The following is a 24,961-nucleotide window of genomic DNA, read 5'->3' on the forward strand; positions in this document are numbered from 1 at the left end:
GTTCCCGTAGCAGGATCGAATGGAAACACCCATGATCAATTTCAGGCAGATCTTTTTCGCGATCGCTTGTCTGGCGCTTGTTTGGGCCACTACCGCGAGCGCCGCGCCGGGCCGCGCTGCGATGCTCACGTCGTTTTGCGCGACGAACGGCGATAAGGCCGCTGCGCTAGAGCAACTTGTCGAAACCGGCGTGTCGGACGATACGCATGAGCGTGCGTGGGCGCGTCAGATCGTCGATGCGATTCGTAATGGCGCGCTGGTGTGCGGCGCAGACGGTCAGGCGACGCTGCAGGGAAACCCTGCGCTCGACGCTACGACCCTGCAGCCGCGCGCCAATGCGCCGGCGGATTCGCCCTATGTGCCGAGTATCGTGATGATGCGCAAGCTCGCGGTGGCATCGGCGGAAATGGACCTGTTCTCGTCGCAGCAGGACACCCGCGCGACAGCTGCGCGGCAAGTCGACAAGTTCTTTGCGTTGCTCGATCCCGCTGTCGTCGCCCGCGCGGTCAAGGCACAGCGCGACCCGGATATCGCGACCATTCTCACGCTGGCGCTGGCTAAACGCGGGCTGAACAGCAATGTGAAGGCGGACCGCCTGGCGGCGATCAAGGCTGTGGCCGAAGTGCCGAGCGAAACCGCGCGGACCGCGCTGGCGAACTTTGCGGCGCAGGATTCCGTGCGCTCGGACCCGGCCGTGCTGGCTGCAGTGCAGGGCGCGATTCGCCACATGGACACGTGGCTGTCGCTTGGCAAGGGCTTGTCGATTCTGTTTAGCGGCTTGAGCTATGCCGGCGTGTTGTTGCTGACGGCGCTCGGCCTGTCGATCGTGTTCGGCCTGATGGGTGTGATCAATCTCGCGCATGGCGAATTCATCATGATCGGCGCGTACTCGACGTATCTCGTCGAACGTTTCATGCAGGCGTATCTGCCGGGCTGGTTCGACGCCTACATTTTCGTGGCGATTCCCGTGGCGTTCGTGATCTGCGCAGCGTGCGGCATGTTGCTCGAATTCTTCGTCATCCGGTTTCTGTATCGCCGGCCGCTCGAGACGCTGCTCGCTACCTGGGCGGTCAGCATCGCGTTGATCAAGCTGATTCAGGTGCTGTTCGGCTCGCAGAATGTCGAGTTCATCACCCCCGGTTTTCTCAACGGCGGCATGCAGGTCGCGCCCGGCTTTTTCGTGACCTACAACCGCGTGTTTGCCATCGTGCTCGCCGTGTTGATCTTCGCCGCGACCTTCGCCGTGGTTCGCTTCACGAAGCTGGGTTTGCTGATGCGCGCCACCACGCAGCTGCGCGACATGGCGCGCTGCCTAGGGGTACCCGCCGAGCGCGTCGATCGCATTGCGTTCGGCCTGGGCGCTGGCCTCGCGGGACTGGCCGGCGTGGTGTTGACGCAGATTGCCAGCGTCAATCCGTCGATGGGCACGGGCTTCGTCGTCGACTCGTTCATGGTGGTGGTGCTCGGCGGTGCGGGCAGTCTCGCGGGGACAGTCGTATCGTCGCTCGCGCTCGGCGAAATCAACCAGTTTATCGAACCGTTCTACGGAGCAGTTGCAGCCAAGGTGGCCGTGCTTCTGCTCATCGTGCTGATTATCCAGAAGCGCCCGCAAGGACTCTTTGCATTGAAGACTCGCGTATGAACACGTTTCCCGATCCGCGTACCAGCAGGAGATTCACCTTGTCGACGTTCGCAACGAAATGGATGGGCCAGTCCGTGGAGGTCGGCATCGTCCCGGTGCTGATCCTGCTCGCGCTCTATCTGCCCTTTGCCTATTTTGTGATTCCCGAGTCGAATGCGCTGCATCTGTCGCTGTTCGGCATCAACCTGATCGGACAGATCATGTGCTTCGCGCTGCTCGCGCTGGCGCTCGATCTGGTATGGGGCTATGCGGGCATCCTGAGCCTCGGGCACGGCATTTTCTTCGGTATAGGCGGCTATATGATGGCCATCTATCTGTTGAACGGCGCCTATGCCGACACCCATGTATTGCCGGACTTCCTGCAGTACATGGGGGCGAGCGACTTTCCCGCGCTATGGAAGATGCTTTCGCGGCTCGATGTGACGATCGTCGCCACGATCGTCGTCACCGTGCTGGTCGCGGGCGCGTTCGGCTTCGTCACGTTCCGTTCGCGCATCAATGGCGTGTATCTGTCGATCATCACTCAGGCGCTCACGTATGCGCTGATGCTGCTGTTGTTCATCAACGACGTGGGCCTCGGCGGCAACAACGGCATGACCGGGTTCACGAGCCTTGCGGGACATAAGCTTGCCGATACCTCCACGCAGATCGGCCTCGCGGTGTGTTCGTGCCTGCTGCTGGTCGTGGCCTATGTCGGTGTGCGCTTTCTCGCACGCTCCAGTTTCGGCAGGGCGCTAATCGCCGTGCGCGACGACGAAGCGCGGATGCGCTTTCTCGGCTACCGCACGCATACGCTAAAGCTCTTCGCGTGGTGTCTCTCGGCGGTCCTCGCGGCGTTTGCCGGGATGCTGTACGTGCCGCAGGTCGGCATCGTCAACCCGACTATCGTGTCGCCGCAACTGTCTGTCGAGATTGCCGTGTGGGTGGCCATCGGTGGGCGCGGCACCCTGATCGGCGCGATCGTCGGCGCTATCGTGGTCAACGGCCTCAAGTTCTGGCTGACCGCACAACTGCCTGCTCTGTGGCCATTCATTCTTGCCGGCGTGACGCTCGTGATCGTCGTGTATTTCAGCAATGGCCTGTGGGGAACGCTCAAGGCCGCTGGCGGCGACAGCAACGGGGGCGGCCAATGAACCAGCCACAACTGGCTACCGCCGTCTATATCAGCGGCCTGTCTGTCACGTTTTCCGGCTTTGCGGCGATCACGAATCTGTCGATGGAGTTTCGATACGGCGAAATTCGCGCCATCATCGGTCCGAACGGGGCGGGCAAGACGACCTTGATGGACGTCATCACGGGAAAGACCCGGCCGGCAGCCGGCGAGGTTTTTCTGAACAAGGTCACGAACCTCGCGACGCTCGACGAAACGTCCATCGCGCGCCTGGGCATCGGCCGAAAATTCCAGAAGCCGAGTGTGTTCGAAGCGCTGCGGGTCCGCGAAAACCTCGAACTTGCGATTCGCAACGGTCGCGGCTATACGGACATGGTTCGCTCCCGCCTCGGCGCACAGCAGAATCGGCGCATTGACGAAGTGCTCGAGACGATCGGTCTCGAGAATCATGGGCTCCGGATGGCCGGCACGCTGTCGCACGGCCAGAAGCAGTGGCTCGAAATCGGCATGCTGCTTGTTGCCGATCCGCAAGTGATCCTGCTCGACGAACCGGTTGCCGGCATGACCGATCACGAAACCGCACGCACCGCCGAACTGATCGCGCGGCTCAAGTCGCCCGAGCGGGCGGTGGTGGTGATCGAACACGACATGGATTTTGTCGGCGAGATCGCGGACCTCGTCAGCGTGTTGCATGAGGGGCGGCTGCTCGGTGAGGGATCGATGGAGAGCGTGCGCAATGATCCACGCGTGATTCAGGTTTATCTCGGACGGTGAGCATGCTGAAAATCTCCGCACTCAATCAGTTTTACGGTAGCAGCCACACGTTGCGCGACGTGTCGCTGAACGTGGCCGAAGGCGCCTGCACTGTCGTACTCGGCCGTAATGGGGTGGGCAAGACGACCTTGCTGAAGTGCCTCGTCGGGTTGCTGCCGGTCAAAGGCGGCGAAATCGAACTGGCGGGCCAGCCGCTGACGCGCACGCCGTCGCACCGGCGCGTGCTGGCGGGTCTCGGCTACGTACCGCAAGGACGCGAGATTTTTCCGCAACTCAGCGTCGAAGAAAACCTGCGCATCGGCGCCTACGCGGGCGAGCGCAATCAGACCGCCAAGGGCAAGCAATTTTCCTTCGACGATGTCTTTCATACCTTTCCTGTGCTGAAGACGATGCGCCGGCGCATTGCAGGGAATCTGTCCGGCGGACAGCAGCAACAGCTCGCGATTGGCCGGGCGCTTCTGACCAATCCAAAGCTGCTGATTCTCGACGAACCAACCGAGGGCATCCAGCCGTCGATCGTAATGGAGATCGAGGCGGTGATCCGTTCGCTGAAGGGATCGCTGTCGATCCTGCTGGTAGAACAATTTTTCGATTTCGCGCAGGCGGTAGCCGACGACTATGTCGTGCTGGTACGCGGCCAGGTCGTGTCGGCGGGGCGCGGAGACCAGATGGAAGCCAATAACGTCAGAGCGCTAATTTCAGTGTAGTGCGATGTCAGCGTTGCACCCATTCACTTCGACAACCCGCAATTGAGCAGGAACACCATGATGAACTGGCTGGAACAATCGATCATGCACACGCGCGGCGTCGCACGCGGCCGGGTCCGCGAAACGCATGAACTCAGCGAATCCCGTCAGGGCACATTTCACTACACCATTCGGCACCACCGTTGAATACGCCAGCACGACCACGATCCACGTCGATCTGATCAAGGGCTGGCACATCGAATGGCCGCGCCTCGAAACCGATGAACTGCTGATGGCGATCGGCAGCGCGCGCCCGCTTGAAGACTCGACGCGCATCGCGTATCACGAACGGGTGCTGTGGATGGAAAAGGAATACGGCTTCGACCGCTGGGATGCCTACATGATGCTCAGCCAGTGCGGCAAGGTGCGGCTGGGCAATTTCGTCGACCCCAAGTATTCGGTCGGCGCGGCGATCAGCAAAAAATATCTCGCACCGGCTGACTAAGGAGACGCCACCATGGATTTGAAACTCAAAGGTTTGAAGGCACTTGTAACCGGCGGCACCAAGGGTATCGGCCGCGCCATTGCGCAAACGCTGGCAGCGGAGGGCGCTTACGTCCGCGTTCTATCACGTATTGCGAGACCGCCGTCCTGATATCGACAGAGACGGGCGGTCAATCGTCAGCGTTCACCGCTCGCGGCGCTTATACGTCCGTATAAGCGGGGTACCCTAAGGCGGCATTGGCATATCCAACCGTAGAGTAGATTCGTTCTCGGGCTCGACTTAATCTTCTCTCATCGCTACACGCTCGCTGTTACACCGGCGGAAAACTCGCGGTTCGGCCCCCCCGACGACACGGCGCTTCCGGATGCCCGCACGGCCGATTTCCTATTTTGCGTCTTCAAGGAATCACCGTGCCACATGTTCTACATAGCTGGATCCATATCCGAAGCAAGTCATACGACGAGTACACGATCGTGCCGTGGCCTGGCAGGACCGTTTATCGCTGTACGGTCGACTTCTCCTTGCGCAGCGCGCCGGAACGGCCCGCAGACACGCGTCGCGAGTGCTTACATACCGGGGCGGAACAATGAAATGGACCGCGGATACCTTAGCGATCCTGCGCGATTTGCGCTCACTGAAAGTTGTTTTGATTCATCCACAGGATCAGGATGGCGACGAGCTTCTCGCGCAACTTGACCGCATCGGGTGCGACGTGGAGGTCTACTGGCCGACACTCGACAGTTTGCCCTTCGGAACCGGGCTCGTGCTGATGGCGATGCGTCCCGAAACCCTCTCGGTCAATTTCCCGTGGCTCGGAACCAGCATGTCGCCGCCTGTGATTCCGGTGGTGGCCTATGAAAATCCGATTACCGTCGAAGCGGTGCTGCGCCTGAACGCGCCGGCGGTGATACCGTCGCCGGTGCGCTCATTCGGATTGATGACCGCGATTGCGGTGGCGTTGACGCAATGTCAGGCATTGCGAATGCGCGATCGATACATTGAGCGACTCGAGAAGAAGCAAGCGAGCGTTCGAGTGATCCAGCAGGCCACGCAGCTCGTGATGGAAAGGCGCGGCGTATCGGAAGAACACGCGTATCAGTTGCTACGCTCGAAGGCAATGCTCAAGCGCGAGCAGATCGAGGTGGTGGCAAGCGAGATCGTCAAGGCGCACGAAACGCTGACGCTTTAGCCCACAAGAAACGTCTCCCATGCGCAAACTCACGCCACAGACACAGACACAGACACAGACACAGACACAGGCCGCGCCACGCGCGTGCGGCCGTTGTCTCTTCGCTACCCACGCCCGACAAACGGCATCTTGCTAGCCATAACGGTCATGAACTGCACGTTCGCATCGAGTGGCAGATCGGCCATATAAAGAACCGCGCCTGCGACGTGCTCGACATCCATCAGCGGTTCGACGGCAATTTCGCCGTTGGCCTGTGGCACTCCTTTGGCCATGCGTGCAGCCAGGTCGGTGAGAGCGTTGCCGATGTCGATCTGTCCGCAGGCGATGTCGTACTTGCGTCCATCGAGTGATGTCGATTTGGTCAGACCGGTGATCGCGTGCTTGGTGGCCGTATAGGCGATACTATTCGGACGTGGTGCGTGCGCGGAGATCGAGCCGTTATTGATGATACGGCCGCCGCGCGGCAGTTGCGTTTTCATCAGCGCGACGGCAGCGCGCGTGCAGAGGAAGGCACCCGTCAGATTCGTGTTCACGACGGCGTGCCAATCGTCCAGACTGAGTTCGTCGATATCGACGGCCGGTGCACCGCGGCCGGCATTGTTGAAGAGAAGATCGAGGCGGTTGTAGCGTTGTCGTATCGCGTCGAAGAGGGCGGCGACGCTAGCGGCGTCGGTGACGTCGGTGGGAACAGCAAGTGCCTCGTGTCCGAGTTGCTGCGCCTCGTCGGCTAGCGCCTCGAGGGGTGCTTTGTTTCGTCCAGCGAGCACTACACGGTAGCCGTGCTGAAACAGCTTGCGAGCGGTGGCGCGTCCGATACCGCTGCCTGCTCCGGTGATCAATGCGATCTTGCCCGGTTCTGAACTCATGAGACAAACCTCCATGTATCAATACGATGCACATACGATCAACACGCGCAATGCAGTAATCGCGAGTTCTATCGCAATGGTGAAAAAACTGGTTGGTAGGCAGCGCTGTGTTTTGGGCCGGGCGCTCGAAAGCGCCCGCGGCGATTCCATTCAGCCCACCGGCGATTCGGTGCTTGACTGTGCGCGCGACCCGCAGCCGCACCCCGAGCTATGCTGATGCGTGTACACCGCACGTTCGTTGACCTGGCGTTCGGCACTCCCGGACGACGACATCAATGCAAGCGCTGGCGTGGCCAGCATGCGCTGTGCGATAGCGCTACACGTTGGGCAAGCACAGCTTGCGTCGCGTTCAGCGACAGGACGCATGACTGAGAACGAGCCACAGGTTTCACAACGATAGGGATAAATCGGCATCGCCTTTCTTTCCTCTTTCTTCGAAATCAATAAATGATTTGCGCGATGACGGACAGCATCGTCAGCCACGGAATGTTCACCGTGCCCGCACCAACCGGTGCCGGCATCGTGATCGGGACGTCCGGCCTCGATGCCTTGTAATGGTGCCGGTCAGCCGCGCACAGAATCCGCGGCCCGATGCCGTTTCCTCAACGCTTGGGCAAGTATTTTTTGTCGACCTTGCAGATATAAGTGTATTTCGGATTCACCATCTGGGTACAGCGCGCTTCCGCGATCTGGCCGAGCAGCATGTAGGCTTCGGCACCGGGGATGCCGTAGCCTTCTTCCAGCCAATAGACCATTTCCTCGAACGCGATACGCAGCGCATCGTCGAGCGGCCGCGCGCAGCCGACCGTACAGATGTGCGTCGGCGTCTCGATGCGCGGCCAGGTCATGCGGCTCGGCGCGCGGACGAGATCTACCTTCAGCTTCAGGTGGCCGCGAATTTCGATTGCCCCCATGCCGTTACACTCCGCGTCGCCCTGCAAGGCGTGCACGTCGCCGAAATACAGGTACGCGCCTTCATGGAACACCGGAAACATGATGCGATTGCCGTTCGTGACTTCCTGGATGTCCAGGTTGCCACCGTGGGTACCGTTGTCGACGGTGAGCGTGCCGCCCGCCACCGGGGCCACGCCGATCACACCGATCATCGGCTTGGCTTCCAGCTTGAGCGAGTCGCTCCAGTGAACGATGCCATTTTCGACGACGACGTTGCGATTCTGGATGCCGAATTCCTTCTTACGGACCCAATCCGGAAAAATGCCGATGCCCGGCCACAGCGCGGTATAACCGAGGCCGTGCACGCCAACTTCGAGGACGTCGATCACGACCATATCGCCAGGCTTCGCGCCGCGCAGGCGCACAGGCCCGGTGGCCGGATTGACGAACGGGAGCTTCACTTTCGACTCGTCCAGCTTTTCGTCGAGTTGCGTAATCAGGTGGCCGCCGATGTTCAATTCGGTCTCGACCTCGAAGGTCTCGCCCGGCGACACTTCGGCGATGAAACCATCGGTAGCCGTCAGTGCGTACTTCAGGTCATCCTTGCGGATGATCTGGTGATGTGTGGATAGCGTGCTCATAGGATGCTGCCTACTCCTTCAGGGGTTGCTAAATGCCACGCGCCGGCAACGTCGCGGCGGATGGCTTAAATCAATCGAACTTGTGCCAGGGCATGAGGAAGCGCTCGAGCCGACCGACGAGAAACGACAGGAAGAGCGCGAGCGCGATGGTCACCACCACGCCGGCGAATACTTTGGGAATGATGTAAAGGCTGCCCGCCTTGAAGATCGCATGGCCTAGCCCATCGTCTGACGACATGAATTCGCCCACAATGGCGCCGATCAGCGCAAAGCCGACCGTGAGCTTGAAGCCCGCAAAGATGTCGCGCAGTGAGGCGGGGATCACCAGCTTGCGGAAAGTCTGCCGCTTGGTCGCGCCGAGCGTGCGCATCTGATTGATCTGATCGTCGTCGACGCTGGTCGCTCCCTTGTACGCGGTGACCAGCGCCACCACCACGACGGACAGCGTCGACATGGCGAGTTTCGACCCGAGCCCGGTACCGAACCAGATGATCACGATAGGCGCGAGTGCGACGATCGGAATCGAGCCCAGCGCAACGATGAACGGCTGCATGACCTTCGAGACGAAGCGTGAATACCATAGCGACAAGCCGAGCACGGTGCCGATGACATTGCCGAACAGAAATCCGAGCAGCGTTTCCATGCCAGTCACGCCGGCGTCGTGCACGAGACTGCCGTCCTGTTGCATCTTTACCAGGTAACCCCAGATCTGGCTGGGCGAACCGAACAGGAAGGCCACCGCCTGACTCGACGTCGCAACTTGCCACAGGGCGAGCAGTGCGGCGAGTAGCGCGAGTTGGCAGGCAGCCACGATGAGCTTGCCGCGCCAGCGGCGAATTAGCCTGCGCCATTTGAGGGATGCCGGGGCATACGGGGGCGCAGGGGAGCGGGTTTCTTGCACGCGGGTTCCTTTTCAACGTTCGCCCATGCGCACGTCGAGCTGAGACCAGATCTCGCGTACGTGGGCGGTGAAGCCCGCAGCGTCGCGGGCGGCCATCATGTCGTTGCGGTCGCAATCCAGGTGGATCTCGTGGATCGCCTTGATGCGGGACGGACGGTGGGTGAGGACGATCACACGGTCCGACAGTGAGACCGCCTCCTCGACGTCGTGTGTGATCAGCAGAACCGAGCGACCCTGACCCCTGACCAGCCGGGCCATGTCGCTTTCCAGCACCAGTTTCGTCTGGAAATCGAGCGCGGCAAACGGCTCGTCGAGCAGCATCACTTCGGGGTCCGTCACCAACGTGCGCGCAAGTGCAACGCGCGCACGCATGCCGCCCGATAAAGCCGACGGGTAGTAGTTGTAGTACGGAGCGAGTCCGACCTTGCTGAGCATCGCATGCGCCTTTTTCTCGCGATGCCCGCGCGACATCCCGGTCAGTTCGAGACCAAGCGTGACGTTGGCCAACACGTTGCGCCATGGCATCAGCATGTCCTTCTGCAACATGTAGCCGATGCCCTTGGGGACGTCGTCCAGCGCCTGACCGTGCCACAGCACCGCGCCGCGTGTCGGCTGCGTAAGACCGCTCATCAGGTTCAGCAGCGTGGTCTTGCCGCAACCGGATGGGCCCACCAGGCTGACAATTTCCCCAGCGCGCAGGCTGAAGGAAATGTCACCGATGACCTGATTCAACTCGCCTTCATCTTCGCCATACGATTTGCCGACCCCGCGCGCAACCAGCGGGGCGTGCGGGCGGGCGGTCCCCCCCGCCTGCGCCGCAGGCACTACTGCGCCCGCTACATTCATTTGGACACCGCCACCGTTACGCCCGCGCCGGCCGCAGCGGTCTTGGCGGCCTTGTTAGAAAAGGTGTTGTCGACCACGTCGCTATAGGCCAGCGTCCCTTGTACGTTGCCCAGGTACTTCTGCATTGAGATCAGCTTGTCCCACTGCTGCCGGTCGACCGGCAGCGTCTGCGCCGGGATCTTGTACTGCAACTCCATGTCGATTGCCTTGTTCACCACGTCGGGCGGCAGGTCCGGGAACTCCGCACGGGCAACCTCCTTCGCGTAGTCGGGCTTGGCATACGTAAGACGCGCGGCTTCTTCCAGTGCGTCCACGAGCGACTGCACGACCTCGGGATGCGCCATGGCATATTCGGGCAGCACCATGATCCCCGTATTGCAGAACGGACCCATATAGCTCGAGAAGTCGAATACCACTTTCGCCCCTTGCGCCATCGCAGCCGCCACCATCGGCTGCTGCGCAAACGCGATGTCGGCGCGACCCGCGAGCATGGCGCCGATTTCCGTGCCTGGGGTGACTTCGACGATCTTCGCGTCCGTGCCGACTTTCAGGCCATTGTCCTGCAGCAGTTTCTTCGTGACGCTGTACTCGGTATTCGGATCAGGCGACGTAACCAAGGTCAGCCCCTTGAAAGCCTTGGGATCGGTGATGGGCGCCACGGTCTTCGATACGCCAAAGTAATGTGCGCGCTGCACCAGCGTCCCGACGACCATGCCCGGTCCGCCGCGCTCGCGAGACATCTCCACCATGGTCGGATCGCCGACGGCGAACTGCGCGGTCTTGCCGAGCACCGCGGCGAATGCCTGCGTGTCCCCACCGGCCGCGGTCAGGTGAATCGTCAGCCCGTGCTTCTCGAACAGCTTCGCGTGCTCTGCAACGTAGAGGTCGATGTAACCGAGGTTATGTACGGCCTCGGAAAACTCGATGGGTTGCAGCGACGCCGCGACAGCGGAGTGAGCGAACCCGAAAGCGCTGAGCGTGGCGAGCAGGACACGCCCAAGCTGGGGCACAACACTGTTAGCAGAGCCCGAACCGTCTGCTGAGAACGTACGTCTTTTCATTGCTTCAACTCCGACAATAATGAGACCGCAAAACGAAAAAGGTCCGGCATCAGACGCGCTGATGTCGGACCTTTTTGGCCGGTGTTATCCGAGACGCCTTTGTCTCGGATAACGGGAGTACTGTTTGATGCTCGCCGTGTACTGCGAACCTCAGTGGCTTATGAAGCAACGGCTATGCCAGTTTGCGCGATGCCTGACGGGTGTTGTTCTTCGATCCTTGGGAATCCCTGATGGAAGTGGGATCGCTTACCTTTCACGCAAAGCGAACAGGGCACGTGAACGATCCAGGTAAGCGCCCGGCGCGCACCACTTCGCGCACTCCTTTGCGTGTTCCTTCGCGTCACAGCACGCCAATGGTGCAGCAATGCACAGGAAGCTGGCATTCGATGGGTTTCCGAAGCTCATCCCCGATACCTCAACCTGGTGTTGTGCGCCGACCGAAGAGACAGCGAGTGAGGATGCCGAACTCGCGCAGCGATACGTCGCGACATGGATCGGCATCATCGAAAGGTCGTTCGTCCAGGGACGCGCACCCTGGCAGAGTGGCTTGATGCGGCAGAACCCATTTCACCCCGTAAAAACGATAAGGCAATGAAAAATATAGCTATTTTTTTGTCTTTCCAGTGTGCGGGAACGGCGTCTCGCGGCAATTATTGACGCGATATCTTGATTGCGAGTCATGGTGCGGCAAACGCGTCACGTAACGGCGGCCGAGCGTTTTCCCCGCGTAACGCACACATACGGTATGTCATCACTTATAAGGAAGTTGACGATGTCGAAATCAGATCTTTTCCATCCCTTCAAGCGGGCGGGCGTGGCGATCGCGCTGGCCAGTCTGGGACTCGTGACGAGCATCGCGGCATTCGCCGCAGATCGCTTCGTGCCCGCGCCGCCTGAAGCAGGGACGAGCATCCCCCAGCAGCAGGTGAAGTTCGGAATGCGTCCATTTGCCGACAACACGTTCTACGTCATTGCGATGCAGAAGGGCTGGTTCAAGGATGTCGGCATCGGGATCGACCCCGCACCCGAAGGGCTCAAGGTCAACGACACCAATGCCACTGCGCTGCTGCTCAACGGGCAGGTGGATGTGATCAGCGAAAACTGTCCCAACATGTTGCCGACCTACAAATCGGCACGGACGCTCAAATGCGTTGGCTTCACGGACAACTTCCTCGGCAACGCGATCCTCGCCAATCCGCGCTTGCACCTCAAATCATTTAAGGACTATATCGCGCAGGGCATGAGCTTCGATGCCGCGCTCCACGCGGCACTGGCTCCCCTCGCGGGCAAGACGCTGGTAGGTCCGCCGCAAGTGACCGACCGGCCGTTCGAAATCCTCGCCTCCAGCATGTCCAAGGTGAACTGGAACCTGCAGGTGCTCGATGATTCGAAATCGGTGGTACTCGCCCGTGCCGGTCGCGAAGACTTCGTCAACCCCGACGGGGCACCGATCGTCTACTCGCTCGAGCAGGCAGGATGGACCGATGTCCTTGACGTGGGCGACATGAACAAGTACGCACCTGCCGGAGCCGGCTCGCCGGTCGAGCATCTGGTGACGGTCGTCGGAGTTGGCGCCAACGGAAACTTTGTCAATAGCCACCCGAACGCCATGCTGCGCTTCATGTCGGTGGTGTGGCGTACCCTGGACGCGGTCAAGAAGGATCCGTCGCTGTTCGCGCTGCAGGCGCCGTATCTGAACAGCGTGGCGGGCACGTCGCTGAATGCGAAGGACGTACAGAACGCGGTGGACCGGCTCGATCCGTTCTCGACGTATGACTACAACGCCACGTATTTCACCGACGAAAAGAATGTGTACTTCTACAAGAACGCGTGGTCAGCGATCATCGACGACATTGCCACCAGTGGGATCATCGACAAGGGCTCAGTCACGCCGGAAGATATCGTCTGGGCCGCGCCTATCTGGCAGCAGATGAAGGATTATCAAACCAGGACCGATGCCCTTTTGAAGACGCTTGATGGCGAGAGTCTGCCGGCTGACAAGGCGAATCTTCTCAAGCAGGCACATCAGTACTACACATGGTTCGATTTCCTGGACGCTTATCGATTCGCAAGTGCCGCAAGCAGCAAGGCGTAAGGAGTATTGCGATGTTTCGTAGTACGGCATCACAAGTGACAGGGGCAGGCAACCGGACGCAGCTCCCGCGTCCGCGAGCCTTGAGTCGCGCGTTATGGCGACGCTTCGACCCACTGGCACTTCTCGGGATCGTGCTCGTGGTCGTTGCCTGGCATATCGCCAGTCGCTTCGTGGCGGGGTCCATTTTGCCCTCGCCGTTGAACGTCGCGAGACGCATCGCTGCAGACTTCTGGGTCGCGCGGGAGCTGACCTATTACGGGCTGGGTAACACAGGGCTCTTCGACAGCCTGGTGTTTACCGGTGTCAATGTGCTCGTGGCCGTCTTCGCTGGCTCGCTTATCGGCATCACGATAGGCTTGCTGGCGGCACGCTCGAAATGGCTGGGCCCGCTGGTGCAGCCGGTGATGATGACCGTTGGCACCGTGCCAACGCTGGTAATCGCGCCGTTCTTCCTGATCTGGTTCGGCGTGGGGCGGGGTAGCTCGATCCTGCTGGTCCTCGTGTATTGCGCCGTGATCCTCTATGTGTTTGCCCAGCGCGCTGCCGACAACCTGGACCCGGTATTCGAGGATTACGCGCGCACGCTCGGCGCAAGCCCACGGCGCGTGATCCGCGATGTGCTGATTCCAGGCACGGTGCCGCAGATTCTCGGGGGCATCCGCATCGCGCTGGCGGGTGCATGGGGCATTGAAGCGATCGTCGAACTGCTTGGTGCGCAACAGGGAATCGGCAAGATTGTTTCAGTACTCGCCCAGTCGATCGACATAGAAGGCATCTTTGCCGCGTTGGTGATGTTGGCGATTGTGGCGATCGCATGTGATGTATTGACCGCCTGGGTAATCGAGCGCCTGGCCCCGTGGAGCCCTGCTGCAGCCCGGCATAAGGAGTAAGGAAATGTCTTCGCTTATCGATGGCCCGACGATCACGGCCAACAATGTGTCGCAGCGCTTCAGGCGTGCCGATGGGCAACTTGTGAATGCGCTTGCTTCGGTCAGCTTCACCATCCCGGAGGGCCAGTTCGTATGTCTGGTGGGCCCGTCGGGCTGCGGCAAAAGTACCTTGCTGCAAGTCATGTCCGGCTTGCTGGCGGCCACCGACGGCACGTTGGAGGTAGGCAATAAACGCGTGACCCAGCCTGCACCTGAGCGCGGTGTCGTGTTCCAGAAAGACAGCGTGTTTCCGTGGCTACGTGTAATCGACAACGTGGAGTACGGGCTGAAGTGCGCTGGTGTTGCGAAGGGGAAGCGCCGCGAGATCGCCGAACATTACCTCGAACGAGTGGGCTTGAGCCACGTCAGCCGTGCATGGCCACGTGAGCTGTCGGGCGGTATGCTCAAGCGGGTGGCGATCGCGACGGTCTTCGCCAACGGCGCGAATGTGCTAATGCTCGACGAACCTTTCGGCGCACTCGACTACGTGACGCGTCGGCAGTTGCAGGAGGTGCTGCTCACGTTGTGGGGTGAGACAACCGGAAGCGGCCATCGCCGCACGGTGATTTTCGTCACCCACGACGTCGATGAGGCATTGCTGCTGGCCGACCGCATCCTGGTGTTGCGTGGCGGCCGACTGGTGGACGACCTCGCGGTTGCCGCGCCACGTCCGCGCAATACCGACAGCCTGTTGCGGGCAGATCTCGTGCATACCCGGCATACCTTGCTGAATCATCTCGGCCTCGAGCGGAGCCACGCATGAACCGTCAACTTTCGCGTGGCGGGCAACTGGCTGTCTCCGTACTTGTCCTGCTTGCCATGGCGGGCGGCTGGCAGGTGCTGTCACTCATCTATACAGCCGAGGCTGCACCGGGTGAGCCGTTGGTGCCTGGCTGGCAGGTGCTATTCACGCACACGTTCCAGTCGCTGTCCGATTACTGGCCCGGCGGGCTGGGTGTGCCGTCGGTGGCCGAAGGTGCACCGCGCAGCTACACAGCCGCTGCGCTCGCGGTACTGCTGCATTCCTGGGACACCATGCTGCGCCTCTATACCGGGTTCGCGTGCGGTGCGTTGGGCGGTGCGGCCCTTGGACTCGCGGTGTCGTGGTCGAACTGGTCGCGCCGGCTGGTCAACTTGCCCTTGCAGTTCTTGCGGACCTTGCCTCTTCTCGCAATGGTGCCGCTGTTCGAATTGTGGTTCGGTACTTACTTCGCCGGCAAAGTTCTCTTCGTCGCCTATGGAGTCGGCGTGATCTTCTTTGCGGGGGTCGTCAACGCTGTGGGCAATGTGCCGCAGTTGTATATCGACTATGCACGCACGCTCGGCGCCTCTCGCTTGCGCCTGTACGGCACGGTGATCATTCCCGCGATCCTGCCCGAACTGCGTTCTTCTATCCTGCTCAGCCTGGGCACCGCCTGGGCGGCCGTGCTTGGAGCCGAGTATCTCGGCGCCCAGTCCGGCATCGGTTACGTAATCGAGTATGCGAGCCAGTTCGGCTATGTGGATCGCATGTTCCTGATCGCGCTCGTGATCGTTGTCTACGCATCGATCAGTTACGCGCTGTTCAACTGGCTGGCGTCGAGGTTGCTGGTGTGGACCCCGGGAGCCCAGCCACGCCGGCGCGTCGCTTAACGCCGTCGTTTTCAACCCCCAGCTACTTCAAGGTACGACATGATTGAACGCATCGATTCCGGCAAACGCCTGAGCAAGGTCGTGATCGCCAACGGATTTGCATTCCTCTCGGGCTTTACTGCCAATGTAGTGACCCCGGGCGACGTCCGGGCGCAGGCCGCCGACGTGCTGGCGCAAATCGACGACTTGCTGGCCAAAGCCGGTACGTCAAAATCAAAAGTGGTTCGCATCAACATCTGGCTCGACGACATGCGCGACTTCGACGCCATGAACGAGGTCTATGAGAGTTGGATCGATCCGCAATGTCCGCCGGCGCGGGCGACCGTGGAATCACGGCTGGCGATAGAAGGGACGCTCGTGGAGATCATGGCCACAGCGGTTGTCGACTAACGTTTGCGGTGATCGCAGCCGGGTGTTGCGGCAAGCCTGCGGATGCAACACAGGAGTCAAAGGGGCCACGTGGCCCCTTTTTGCATTTCTGTCGCCACCGTCCGTCTTTCGAACCGGCCGCGCGGGGTGCTTGAGATTCCACCTGTTGGAAGCGCTAATGCACGGTTTACAAACGTTTTTTTATGTCCATTCCGACGCCCGGAATTTCCTTCGCGTTGCACATATGAGCGGCTATTTTCGCTCTCTGGCACATGCCGGAGAGCGGTCGGCGCTGAACGCCCTGCCGTTGCCGGTTCGAGAGAGTTCCGCCCGACGAATTTGCCATTGGCAGGCTCGGGGCGGCAGTAACCACTACTGGAGAGCGTCATGCAAGCAACAGTCATCCGTGGCGGCACGGTTATCAATCATGATCGCGCGTTCAAGTCCGACGTGCTGTGCGTCGATGGGATCATCGCCGCCGTCGGGCCCGACCTCGATGCGCCCGCCGGCGCCGAGATCGTCGACGCAGGCGGGCAGTACGTGATGCCGGGCGGCATCGACCCGCACACCCACATGCAGATGCCGTTCATGGGGTTCGTCACCATGGACGACTTCTACACAGGCACAGCAGCGGGCCTGGCGGGAGGCACCACCACTATCATCGATTTCGTCATACCCAGTCAGCAGCAACCCCTGATGGAGGCTTACCGCACCTGGCGCGATTGGGCTACCAAGGCCGCGTGCGATTACACATTTCACGTGGCGGTGACCTGGTGGGATCAGAGCGTGCATGACGATATGGGTACGCTCGTACGCGACGAGGGCGTCAACAGTTTCAAGCATTTCATGGCCTACAAGGACAGCATCATGGCTGACGATGGTGTCCTTGCTAATAGCTTCCAGCGCTGCCTTGAACTCGGTGCAATGCCTACCGTGCACGCGGAATTCGGCGAGATGGTGTTCGTGCTGCAGCAAAAGCTGCTGGCAAGCGGCATCACCGGCCCCGAGGGTCATCCTCTATCGCGGCCGCCCGTGCTTGAAGGAGAAGCCGCTGAGCGCGCCATTGCCATCGCGAAAGTGTTCGATGTGCCGGTGTATATCGTGCACGTCTCGAGCAGCGACGGTGTGGATGCGATCGCGCGGGCCCGAGCTCGCGGGCAGAAAGTGTTTGGCGAAGCGCTGGCGGGTCATTTGTGCGTGGACGATGCGGCCTATCGCAATCCCGACTTCACATTTGCCGCGGGTCACGTGATGAGCCCTCCGTTTCGTGCACCGGAGCACCAGACGGCGCTTTGGAAAGCACTGCAAAGCGGGACATTGCAAACCACTGCCACCGACCATTGCTCCTTTTGCACAGCGCAAAAGGCTGCTGGTCTTGGCGATTTTACGAAAATACCAAACGGCTGCGGCGGTGTCGAAGAGCGCATGCTGGCGGTGTGGGACGAGGGTGTGAACCAACGCGGCCTGAGCCCGAGCGAGTTCGTCAAGATCACTTCGACCAATGCCGCACAGATGTTCAATCTCTACCCGCGCAAGGGACTGATTGCCGTGGGCGCCGACGCGGACCTGGTGGTATGGGATCCGAAGGGCACTAAAACGCTCTCGGCGAAAACGCAGTTTGGCAAGAGCGACTTCAATGTATTCGAGGGGCGGACGGTAACGGGCATTCCGACCCACACGATATCCCGCGGCGAACTTGTCTTCAAGCAGGGCGAGTTACGAGCCAGGGCCGGGGCAGGGCGTTACCTGAAGCGGCCGGCGTTCACCGCGGGCTTTGACGTCCTTGGTCGCTTCTCCCGAGCCGCAGGCGCTGCAACCAGTTCAGGCAATGATAAATGACCGGCTGCGTGATGGTCAGCTTCGATAATCTCCGACTCTTCCCGGGATCTGTATGAAACTCGCTTCGCTAAAGGCCGGCGGCCGAGACGGCACGCTGCTCGTGGTGTCGCGCGATCTGCAACGCGCGGTGGTAGCCGGGGCGGCCGCGCCGACGCTGCAGTCCGCTCTGGATCGATGGAGTGACGTCGCCCCCGTCCTTGATTTGCTGTACCGCCAGCTTAACGAGGGGCAGTTGGACAATGCCGCTGCCTTCGACGCACACGCTTGCGCTGCGCCGCTGCCCCGCGCCTATCAATGGTTGGATGGCTCGGGTTTTCCGAATCACATGCGGGTTATCAACGGTGCTGGCAACGCGTCGGCGCCAGTCGCACCGCCGGCATTTCCGTTGATGTATCAAGGTGCATCAGATGACTTCATTGGCGCGCATGACCCGGTACACCTGCCTGCCGAAAGCGACGAAATCGACTTCGAGGGCGAGGCCGCCGTGGTGCTCGACGATGTGCCAATGGGGATTCCCGCGCAGGACGCGCTCAAGCATATCAAGCTGGTGATGCTGCTCAACGACATCAGCTTGCGTGCGTATGCGCCTCGCGAAAGTGCGGGCGGGTTCGGTTTCATCAATGCGAAGGGCGTGACCAGTTTCGCGCCGGTTGCGGTCACGCCGGACGAACTCGGTAACGCGTGGCGCGACGGGCGCATCGAATTGCCCATGCGGGTATGGCGCAACGGCGAGTGGTTCGGCCATCCGGGTGGCGAAGCCATGCACTTCACTTTTCCGATGCTGATCGAGCACGCGGCGCGCCGGCGCAATCTGAGAGCGGGCACGATCGTTGGCTCCGGCACGTTTTCGAACTCGCAGCGGGATGCGGGTTCGGCCACGATCATCGAGAGGCGCGCGCTCGAAACCGCAGATGCCGGGACACCGCATACTCGTTACTTGCAGTTTGGCGAGACGATTCGTATTGAGATGCTGGACAGTGGAGGGCATTCGATCTTCGGCCCCATCGAACAAAAGGTCTTGAAGAGTGAAGGCCTTTGATTGAAAGAGCACAGCGAGTGAAGATGAACGAGCCGGGGTTATCCCCGGCTTTTTTTATTTTGTTCTACTAGTGAATCGAACGATCGGTAAGAACGCGAAGGATACCAGGTGGAACACCCGAAAAGCCTGTCACCAATACCTGAAATTTCGCTGGATTTTTCTCTTATGATTCTGTTTTTAAACGCCTTATCGATGCTGTTCCACGGCGCAGAATTGCTCTATTGGAGTAGTTTTAGCGAGATAACTTAGGACGACTTCAAAGTCGTCAAAACTTCTCTCCTGGAGCCTTAATCATGAAGCATCTGTTGTCGAAAGCGTCGTTTCACATGATCGCATTGCTGGGATTGAGCACCGGCATTGCGCACGCGCAAAGCAGTGTGACCTTATACGGGGCGGCGGACGATGGACTGTCCTACGCCAACAATCAGGGCGGAAAAAGCAGTCTTCAGGCCGTCAGCGGTATGCCTACCGGCAGCCGCTGGGGACTTACCGGTGTGGAAGATCTCGGCGGAGGTCTGAAGACGATCTTTACGCTGGAAAATGGCTTCGACCTGAACACGGGCGAGCTGGGTCAAGGCGGGAGAGAGTTTGGACGGCAAGCATTCATGGGTCTGGCCGGTAAATTCGGCACCCTGACTCTCGGCCGCCAGTATGACCTGGTAGTCGACTATGTGCAGCCGTTGGCCGCCAACGGGATTTGGGGCGGCGCATATTTTTCGCACGCGGAGGACGTCGACAACATTAACAATAGCTTCGTGGTCGACCGTAGCATCAAGTTCGCGAGCACCGACTACGGCGGCTTCCGCTTCTCTGGCATGTACAGCCTGGGCGGGGTACCGGGACAGTATGGCGAGAACCAGGTCTGGAGCATGGCTGCGGGCTATGACGGCGGTCCGCTGCATATTGGGGGCGCCTATCTCGACATTCGCAATCCTGAGACCGCGGTGCAGGGCAACCAGAACACACCCACCTTTACCAACGTGATCTACGGTAACTACGTTGCTGCGGCGACGAGCCAAAAGATTGCGGCACTTGGCGCTGCTTACACGATCGGCAAGCTCAAGATACTTGGCAATGTGTCGGGTGTGGTGTTCAAGGACGGCAACGACGGCCAGGACGTCAGCTTCGGTACGGCCGAAGCCGGCGCTGGCTGGCAGATCACGCCCGCGACGCTAGTCGCTGCCGACTATGGCTATGTGACGGGCAAGGTGGACGCCACGGGTCAGCATCCGCGCTACCATCAGTTCAATCTGTTTTCGAGCTATGCTCTGTCGCCGCGGACCACGGTGTATGCGCTGGCGGTGTATCAACTTGCGGTCGGCGACGCCCAGCAGGCGCAGATCACAGGCTTTAACGCCTCCAGCACGAATCGGCAGGTCGCACTGCGTGCTGGTCTACAGCACGTGTTTTAACGCGCAATAGCGGGCAGCCCCGACGAAGACCACACGTCGTCGGCTGGCTGCCTGCCACCGAAGGCGGCCGTGATTTCTCGCGCCGCAAGTATCGTACTGTGGCCGAGTTCTTCCATGCGCTGCATCGTCACACGCAGCGTCGAACCCACTACGCTAAGGGCAGCTACCGGTATCGACAATTCATCAAAAATGGGCGCAGCTACGCAGCGCACGCCCAAAGAGGTCTCTTCATTATCTACGGCATAACCCATACGGCGTACTTCTTGCAATTCGCTATGCAGTGCTGTCGGGCGGGCAATAGATTGGCGGGTGAGCCGTTGTAGACCACCGCGCTGGACGAACGATGCAATTTCCGTGTCTGACATCGCAGCGAGAACGGCTTTGCCCATCGCCGTGCATGCTAACGGAGTCCGATTTCCGGGTCTGGACGACGCGTGCATCATCTCGCGACTTTGCATTTGCAACAGTAACAGCATGTCGTGTTCATCAACACAACCCAGCTGGACGGTTTCACCGCTGACGTCGCGCAGGCGGCGCATCGCTGGAGTAGCCAGTTCGGTCAATTGGCGGCGCCCTCCGAACACAGCTCCGACCGAGAAACACTGCGCACCGATATACCATAACGCCCTGTCGCGTTGAAAGCAGACAAAGCGCTTCTGCTCCAGCGTGGTCAACAATCGGTGTACGGTCGATGCCGGCAGGCCGGTTCGTTCCGACAGATCAATTAATCTGTAACCCTGATCATCTTCGGCGAGGATTTCAAGCAGCGAAAGGGCACGTAGCAAAACCTGGACGGAGCTTTTATCCTCACGAACGATGCTATGTACATTGACCTCACTCTTACGTCGAGTCTGTGATCCGCGTTGCATTTTTTTAAGACCTCCTGTCCGCGGAAGGGAGCGTGTACTCTCATCGCGATGATGTGCATACTTCGGGAGATCTTGGAGCTGCAAGTTATATGCCAATGTTTACTTTGGTGGAGACAGCCGGGCGATCGCCGTTCGTGGCCGATCGCTCTTGATACGGTGTGGCAAGGATGCACGGTTTCGGCGCACCTCACCATTTGCAAGCGAGGAGTGCACCGTAACAAGTCGTATATGCTGCGTGCGGGCGAGCGGCGTATTGGGGTCAACATCTACACAACCCGGAGCTGACAGTCCGACTGGTTCTTGTGATGCGGAGCGTAGCGGAAGTGTGGAATCGACCACGGCGAACCTCGTGGTGAGTGGGTCGCGGCTCAGGCCTTCTTTGCGACTTTCGTAAAGTATTTGAAATGGTCGGGAAATGTCTTGCCGACGTAGCCTGGTTCATTGATGCGCGCTGGCACGCCACCCAGGCTCACTAGCGAAAAACACATCGCGATACAGTGATCATCATAAGTGTCGATGGCCGTCGGAACGACGTGACATACGAAATGTCCACGTGTTCACGACGGCTTTAAAGCGGCGAAACCGAGGGCACCATCGCATCGACCTCTACGGGTCGACGCTCATCACGAATGTCATAGGCTCGTACGCCGGCGCTCTGGTAGGTCGCGAAGATAAGATCACCGGAGCTGACAAAAGATACTGGCCGATTCTCATGAATGTTGTGAGGCCCGAAATGGCCGCCGACTTTCACGTAGTCCGTCTCGGTCGGAACCGGGAACGTGGCCATGCTGACCGGATTGTTTTTTTGCGCGATCCTGGGCAGCCGCCCCGAACCGTGCCGAACGGATGCCCGACAGTTCCACGCCGTGTGCTCGATTCGAACGGTTTTGCATACTAGTCGCTTGCCTTGCTGAGTATCGCAATGGCCTCGGAAGGAAGGCGCACATGTGCGGCGGCCATCAGGTCGTCCAGTTGACGGAGCGAGGTGGCGCTGGCAATCGGTGCAGCAACAGTTGGCTGCGCGATCAACCAGGCCAGCGCGATCTGTGCGGGTGTCTTGCCCAGCCCCTGTCCAACTTCGTCGAGTGCCGCGAGAATGCGCATGCCTCGCGGGTTCATGTAGGGCTTGACGGCATCGCTACGCGCGCTGCTAGCCAGGTCCCCGGAGGTGCGGTACTTGCCCGTCAGGAAGCCGTTGGCCAATGAAAAGTACGAGAGCACGCCGATGTTGTACTTCTCGCAAACACCCCGAGCCGCACTTTCGAATTCGGCCCGATCGTAAAGGTTGTAATGCGGTTGGAGCGTCTGATATGCAGGCAGGCCTTTGCTGCTGCTGACCTGGAGACTCTCTTCGAGTCGCGCCGCCGAATAGTTGGAAGCACCGATGGCTCGCACTTTGCCTTGCTTGATCAGGAGATCGTACGTGTCGAGGGTTTCTTCAAGCGGTGTCCCGCGATCGTCTTCATGCGACTGGTAGAGATCGATGTAGTCCGTGTTCAGCCGCCGCAATGACGCCTCAACGGCCTCGATGATGTATCGTTTCGACAACCCCTTTTGGCCCGGCCCCATCTCCATGCCCACCTTGGTAGCAAGCACGATCTTGTCCCGCTTGCCGCTGCGGGCTAGCCATTTGCCGAGGATCGTCTCGGACTCGCCGCCCTTTAGCCCTGGAATCCAGTTTGCATAGACGTCGGCCGTATCGATGAGGTTGAAACCCGACGACGAAAAAGCGTCCAGAATGCTGAACGAGGTAGTTTCGTCGGCAGTCCATCCAAAAACATTCCCGCCTAAAGCAAATGGCGCGACGCTGATACCTGTATGTCCTAACTTACGCTGATCCAATTTCGCTTTCCTCGGAGTTGCTGAGTATGGTGTTGGCGTGCGCTGTGCGCACCCGCGATGGCCGGCAAATACCGGCCGTAAGGCCGGTTAGCAATGGAGCTTCGCGGCTGGCAACAAAGGTATCGCGTCAATAACGCCGCTCAGGCGGCTTTTCACACAGTGGATTTTTTGCACACAACTTCTTATATTTCAGATGCTTACGTGCATTTTTAAATGAAATCGCCGTGTGCGGGACTTCGCCATCCGCCGCGGCAATAGTTCGTTTGTGGATGCCCAGCGGCGCGAGGGGTGATCAGCGGTAGGGGTGCTTAGATAACAGCGTTGTAATCAACCGGGCTGTTTTTGGATAACGAGGCGCGTCGAGCGTCATGCGCCCGGACAGTTCCGTTAGCGCATTGCCAACGAAGGGAATCAGGATTGCCGTGCCGCGTCAGTTCGCCAACGAAGCTGTGCGCGCGCCGCAGTCCACGCGGATCGGCCACCTGCTGATGAAGTCGGCCGGTTTCGTATCAGTGGTTCAGACAGAAGCACGCGCTCACAGCTTCGGCAGGGGAGAGGCCAGTGTGGAAGTAAGCCTGCAATCGGCGCACGATCGTATCGTCCGGTTCCCAGAGCGCGCGAATGAAGCCGTCTTCGAAGGCTTTTTCGTACACGGCGTTTGCCCATGCGCACAGGTCCAGTTCGCGGGAAGAGGGGAGTGCTATCTGATCGGATGGGATGAACATGACAACCTCCACAACATCGAAAATGTACGTGGTTAAATCCCGCGGATGCGAATGACGGCCGCGAACATATACGACATTTATTCGTTTCAACGATTTGGATGCGCTACGGTCTTAATCATCGCGGCAAGCACAGTCGCCACGACGACAAGGAACCCGAGCATGTAAATAAGCACGATGGTCAGCATCGTTTGCTCCTTCTTCAGATTGCCGCAATTGCGGCGGCCACCTCCGGCTGACAGCCAGGGCAACGATTGCGCAGCAGGTCTGCGGCCCAAGCCGCGAGGCGCACGGTGAACATCAATCGTCAAGAAACCGGATTCAGGTTCGCGTATTGTTCGAACGAACCGGTGATGAACAAAACTGACCATGTCGGGCGTATCGCGCTTGCACATTGGCCTTGAAAACAATGTACAGGCGCGAGGCACATGAAACCATTCTACGAACGATTCGAACGCCGGTGCCTGTGGATAGGAATCTCATACCAGCGTATAACCCGCGCGATTACTGAAGGCGGTGAAATATGTCGTTGGCAATGAAGTTCTTGTTCAAAGGGCAATATCCGCCGGTGTGATGCCATGCGGGCCGAAGTCGTCCTGACGGCGAGGGGAGCTGAAGCGGTGATGGCCAGGATTGCGTGGCCAGGCATGACGGCAGTCTTCTGACGAACTGGCAACGTCCTATGGGCAACCCAGCGCGAGATTGAGCAGTCTCTCGACAGTGGCGGCATCAACGGGTTTCTCGAGTAAAGGGGGAGCACCTCGGGCCTGGATTTCGGCCTCAAGGCGAGCAGTCGGGAATGCCGTGGTGAAAATGATCGGTATTGCGTACCCGAGGGCCAGCAGGCGGTCGTGCATGTCGATGCCGGACAGGCCCGGCATCCGTATATCCGAAATCAGGCATGACGTTTCGTCGATTAACGCTGATTCCAGAAATTCTTCCGCCGATGCGAATAACTGTGCCCGCCACCCTAGTGAACGAACCAGACTCGCGGTCGCCAGTCGGGCACCCGTATCGTCATCGACGATGGAAATGATTTGAGAAGACACAAGCGACGGGCCTCGACATACTGGAATCGGAACGTGCCAAACGGAATC

23 protein-coding genes and 3 pseudogenes are annotated in these 24,961 nt (G+C 59.8%); 15 read left to right on the plus strand and 11 right to left on the minus strand.

Features of this window, described 5'->3' with window-relative positions; genetic code table 11:
* The first annotated feature begins 31 nt into the window (after window positions 1–31).
* The 7 genes and pseudogenes from urtB (at window position 32) to HHL24_RS27645 (ending at window position 5,907) form a co-directional block, all read left to right on the plus strand.
* Window positions 32–1,642: an urea ABC transporter permease subunit UrtB gene (gene urtB, locus HHL24_RS27615; protein ID WP_169488523.1), complete on the plus strand. Its 1,611-nt coding sequence runs from the start codon at window positions 32–34 to the stop codon at window positions 1,640–1,642.
* Between the two features lie 38 nt (window positions 1,643–1,680).
* Window positions 1,681–2,775, plus strand: coding sequence for an urea ABC transporter permease subunit UrtC (urtC, locus tag HHL24_RS27620; protein WP_230417591.1), 1,095 nt, complete (start codon window positions 1,681–1,683; stop codon window positions 2,773–2,775).
* Window positions 2,772–3,527: an urea ABC transporter ATP-binding protein UrtD gene (gene urtD / locus HHL24_RS27625; protein WP_169488525.1), complete on the plus strand. Its 756-nt coding sequence runs from the start codon at window positions 2,772–2,774 to the stop codon at window positions 3,525–3,527. Before urtC ends, urtD begins: the two co-directional genes overlap by 4 nt.
* Before the next feature lie 2 nt (window positions 3,528–3,529).
* Window positions 3,530–4,234, plus strand: a complete 705-nt coding sequence (gene urtE, locus HHL24_RS27630) for an urea ABC transporter ATP-binding subunit UrtE (protein WP_169488526.1) — start codon at window positions 3,530–3,532, stop codon at window positions 4,232–4,234.
* A gap of 172 nt (window positions 4,235–4,406) precedes the next feature.
* Window positions 4,407–4,718: pseudogene (locus tag HHL24_RS27635) on the plus strand (acetamidase/formamidase family protein); the annotation flags it as partial.
* Window positions 4,719–4,730: 12 nt separating this feature from the next.
* Window positions 4,731–4,847 (plus strand): annotated as a pseudogene (locus HHL24_RS27640) (SDR family NAD(P)-dependent oxidoreductase); the annotation flags it as partial.
* 457 nt (window positions 4,848–5,304) lie between these two features.
* Window positions 5,305–5,907 carry an ANTAR domain-containing response regulator gene (locus tag HHL24_RS27645; RefSeq protein WP_169488527.1) on the plus strand — a complete coding sequence of 201 codons (603 nt, stop codon included), beginning with the start codon at window positions 5,305–5,307 and terminating at the stop codon, window positions 5,905–5,907.
* A gap of 104 nt (window positions 5,908–6,011) precedes the next feature.
* On the opposite strand, the gene HHL24_RS27650 is transcribed toward HHL24_RS27645, so the two are convergent.
* The 6 genes from HHL24_RS27650 to HHL24_RS27675 all read right to left on the minus strand — a co-directional run bounded on the left by HHL24_RS27650 (window position 6,012) and on the right by HHL24_RS27675 (window position 11,116).
* The gene (locus HHL24_RS27650) at window positions 6,012–6,773 is read right to left on the minus strand and encodes an SDR family oxidoreductase (protein WP_169488528.1); all 762 of its coding nucleotides are present in this window, start codon (window positions 6,771–6,773) and stop codon (window positions 6,012–6,014) included.
* A gap of 150 nt (window positions 6,774–6,923) precedes the next feature.
* Window positions 6,924–7,187 carry an FmdB family zinc ribbon protein gene (locus HHL24_RS45135; protein WP_169488529.1) on the minus strand — a complete coding sequence of 88 codons (264 nt, stop codon included), beginning with the start codon at window positions 7,185–7,187 and terminating at the stop codon, window positions 6,924–6,926.
* A gap of 188 nt (window positions 7,188–7,375) precedes the next feature.
* Window positions 7,376–8,308 (minus strand): acetamidase/formamidase family protein, encoded by a 933-nt coding sequence (locus HHL24_RS27660; protein WP_169488530.1) that lies wholly within the window; start codon window positions 8,306–8,308, stop codon window positions 7,376–7,378.
* Window positions 8,309–8,378: 70 nt separating this feature from the next.
* A complete protein-coding gene (locus HHL24_RS27665; protein WP_169488531.1) occupies window positions 8,379–9,209 on the minus strand; it encodes an ABC transporter permease in 831 nt (276 codons plus the stop codon).
* A gap of 12 nt (window positions 9,210–9,221) precedes the next feature.
* Window positions 9,222–10,055: an ABC transporter ATP-binding protein gene (locus HHL24_RS27670; RefSeq protein ID WP_169488532.1), complete on the minus strand. Its 834-nt coding sequence runs from the start codon at window positions 10,053–10,055 to the stop codon at window positions 9,222–9,224.
* Window positions 10,052–11,116 carry an ABC transporter substrate-binding protein gene (locus tag HHL24_RS27675; RefSeq protein WP_169488533.1) on the minus strand — a complete coding sequence of 355 codons (1,065 nt, stop codon included), beginning with the start codon at window positions 11,114–11,116 and terminating at the stop codon, window positions 10,052–10,054. The genes HHL24_RS27670 and HHL24_RS27675 overlap by 4 nt, the downstream gene beginning before the upstream one ends.
* Window positions 11,117–11,888: 772 nt before the next feature.
* Here HHL24_RS27675 and HHL24_RS27680 point away from each other — a divergent pair.
* From HHL24_RS27680 to HHL24_RS27715, 8 genes are all read left to right on the plus strand, one after another.
* Window positions 11,889–13,211 (plus strand): substrate-binding domain-containing protein, encoded by a 1,323-nt coding sequence (locus HHL24_RS27680; protein ID WP_169488534.1) that lies wholly within the window; start codon window positions 11,889–11,891, stop codon window positions 13,209–13,211.
* Window positions 13,212–13,222: 11 nt separating this feature from the next.
* Complete coding sequence (locus tag HHL24_RS27685) at window positions 13,223–14,101, plus strand: ABC transporter permease (RefSeq protein ID WP_169488535.1); 879 nt, start codon at window positions 13,223–13,225, stop codon at window positions 14,099–14,101.
* A gap of 4 nt (window positions 14,102–14,105) precedes the next feature.
* On the plus strand, window positions 14,106–14,903 hold the full coding sequence (locus tag HHL24_RS27690) for an ABC transporter ATP-binding protein (RefSeq protein ID WP_169488536.1): 798 nt from the start codon (window positions 14,106–14,108) through the stop codon (window positions 14,901–14,903).
* The gene (locus tag HHL24_RS27695; protein ID WP_169488537.1) at window positions 14,900–15,772 is read left to right on the plus strand and encodes an ABC transporter permease; all 873 of its coding nucleotides are present in this window, start codon (window positions 14,900–14,902) and stop codon (window positions 15,770–15,772) included. Before HHL24_RS27690 ends, HHL24_RS27695 begins: the two co-directional genes overlap by 4 nt.
* A 39-nt stretch (window positions 15,773–15,811) precedes the next feature.
* Entirely contained in the window at window positions 15,812–16,162 is a 351-nt protein-coding gene (locus tag HHL24_RS27700) for a RidA family protein (protein WP_169488538.1), read from the plus strand.
* Window positions 16,163–16,528: 366 nt separating this feature from the next.
* Window positions 16,529–17,980 (plus strand): dihydropyrimidinase, encoded by a 1,452-nt coding sequence (gene hydA / locus HHL24_RS27705; RefSeq protein ID WP_169488539.1) that lies wholly within the window; start codon window positions 16,529–16,531, stop codon window positions 17,978–17,980.
* Window positions 17,981–18,032: 52 nt separating this feature from the next.
* On the plus strand, window positions 18,033–19,019 hold the full coding sequence (locus tag HHL24_RS27710) for a fumarylacetoacetate hydrolase family protein (RefSeq protein WP_169488540.1): 987 nt from the start codon (window positions 18,033–18,035) through the stop codon (window positions 19,017–19,019).
* A gap of 293 nt (window positions 19,020–19,312) precedes the next feature.
* Window positions 19,313–20,431, plus strand: a complete 1,119-nt coding sequence (locus tag HHL24_RS27715; protein ID WP_169488541.1) for a porin — start codon at window positions 19,313–19,315, stop codon at window positions 20,429–20,431.
* Here the strand turns inward: HHL24_RS27715 and HHL24_RS27720 are convergent.
* The 5 genes and pseudogenes from HHL24_RS27720 to HHL24_RS27750 form a co-directional block, all read right to left on the minus strand.
* Window positions 20,428–21,300 (minus strand): IclR family transcriptional regulator, encoded by an 873-nt coding sequence (locus tag HHL24_RS27720; RefSeq protein WP_169488542.1) that lies wholly within the window; start codon window positions 21,298–21,300, stop codon window positions 20,428–20,430. The two genes, HHL24_RS27715 and HHL24_RS27720, sit on opposite strands and share 4 nt — an antisense overlap.
* Window positions 21,301–21,668: 368 nt before the next feature.
* A pseudogene (locus HHL24_RS27725) lies at window positions 21,669–21,833 on the minus strand (3-phosphoshikimate 1-carboxyvinyltransferase); the annotation flags it as partial.
* A gap of 361 nt (window positions 21,834–22,194) precedes the next feature.
* Entirely contained in the window at window positions 22,195–23,142 is a 948-nt protein-coding gene (locus HHL24_RS27735) for an aldo/keto reductase (protein ID WP_169488543.1), read from the minus strand.
* A 509-nt stretch (window positions 23,143–23,651) separates the two neighbouring features.
* Window positions 23,652–23,867 carry a hypothetical protein gene (locus HHL24_RS27740; RefSeq protein WP_169488544.1) on the minus strand — a complete coding sequence of 72 codons (216 nt, stop codon included), beginning with the start codon at window positions 23,865–23,867 and terminating at the stop codon, window positions 23,652–23,654.
* A gap of 677 nt (window positions 23,868–24,544) precedes the next feature.
* Window positions 24,545–24,913, minus strand: coding sequence for a response regulator transcription factor (locus HHL24_RS27750; RefSeq protein WP_169488545.1), 369 nt, complete (start codon window positions 24,911–24,913; stop codon window positions 24,545–24,547).
* Window positions 24,914–24,961 lie beyond the last annotated feature (48 nt).

This window comes from Paraburkholderia polaris, assembly GCF_012927345.1.
Taxonomy (GTDB): Bacteria; Pseudomonadota; Gammaproteobacteria; order Burkholderiales; family Burkholderiaceae; genus Paraburkholderia; species Paraburkholderia polaris.

What these genes read in the sequence shown, in the direction of transcription:
- urtB (WP_169488523.1), top strand. Translation starts at nt 32, where the DNA reads ATGATCAATTTCAGGCAGATCTTTTTCGCGATCGCTTGTCTGGCGCTT.
- urtD (WP_169488525.1), top strand. Translation starts at nt 2,772, where the DNA reads ATGAACCAGCCACAACTGGCTACCGCCGTCTATATCAGCGGCCTGTCT.
- urtE (WP_169488526.1), top strand. Translation starts at nt 3,530, where the DNA reads ATGCTGAAAATCTCCGCACTCAATCAGTTTTACGGTAGCAGCCACACG.
- HHL24_RS27645 (WP_169488527.1), top strand. Translation starts at nt 5,305, where the DNA reads ATGAAATGGACCGCGGATACCTTAGCGATCCTGCGCGATTTGCGCTCA.
- HHL24_RS27650 (WP_169488528.1), bottom strand. Translation starts at nt 6,773, where the DNA reads ATGAGTTCAGAACCGGGCAAGATCGCATTGATCACCGGAGCAGGCAGC.
- HHL24_RS45135 (WP_169488529.1), bottom strand. Translation starts at nt 7,187, where the DNA reads ATGCCGATTTATCCCTATCGTTGTGAAACCTGTGGCTCGTTCTCAGTC.
- HHL24_RS27660 (WP_169488530.1), bottom strand. Translation starts at nt 8,308, where the DNA reads ATGAGCACGCTATCCACACATCACCAGATCATCCGCAAGGATGACCTG.
- HHL24_RS27670 (WP_169488532.1), bottom strand. Translation starts at nt 10,055, where the DNA reads ATGAATGTAGCGGGCGCAGTAGTGCCTGCGGCGCAGGCGGGGGGGACC.
- HHL24_RS27675 (WP_169488533.1), bottom strand. Translation starts at nt 11,116, where the DNA reads ATGAAAAGACGTACGTTCTCAGCAGACGGTTCGGGCTCTGCTAACAGT.
- HHL24_RS27680 (WP_169488534.1), top strand. Translation starts at nt 11,889, where the DNA reads ATGTCGAAATCAGATCTTTTCCATCCCTTCAAGCGGGCGGGCGTGGCG.
- HHL24_RS27685 (WP_169488535.1), top strand. Translation starts at nt 13,223, where the DNA reads ATGTTTCGTAGTACGGCATCACAAGTGACAGGGGCAGGCAACCGGACG.
- HHL24_RS27690 (WP_169488536.1), top strand. Translation starts at nt 14,106, where the DNA reads ATGTCTTCGCTTATCGATGGCCCGACGATCACGGCCAACAATGTGTCG.
- HHL24_RS27695 (WP_169488537.1), top strand. Translation starts at nt 14,900, where the DNA reads ATGAACCGTCAACTTTCGCGTGGCGGGCAACTGGCTGTCTCCGTACTT.
- HHL24_RS27700 (WP_169488538.1), top strand. Translation starts at nt 15,812, where the DNA reads ATGATTGAACGCATCGATTCCGGCAAACGCCTGAGCAAGGTCGTGATC.
- hydA (WP_169488539.1), top strand. Translation starts at nt 16,529, where the DNA reads ATGCAAGCAACAGTCATCCGTGGCGGCACGGTTATCAATCATGATCGC.
- HHL24_RS27710 (WP_169488540.1), top strand. Translation starts at nt 18,033, where the DNA reads ATGAAACTCGCTTCGCTAAAGGCCGGCGGCCGAGACGGCACGCTGCTC.
- HHL24_RS27715 (WP_169488541.1), top strand. Translation starts at nt 19,313, where the DNA reads ATGAAGCATCTGTTGTCGAAAGCGTCGTTTCACATGATCGCATTGCTG.
- HHL24_RS27720 (WP_169488542.1), bottom strand. Translation starts at nt 21,300, where the DNA reads ATGCAACGCGGATCACAGACTCGACGTAAGAGTGAGGTCAATGTACAT.
- HHL24_RS27740 (WP_169488544.1), bottom strand. Translation starts at nt 23,867, where the DNA reads ATGTTCATCCCATCCGATCAGATAGCACTCCCCTCTTCCCGCGAACTG.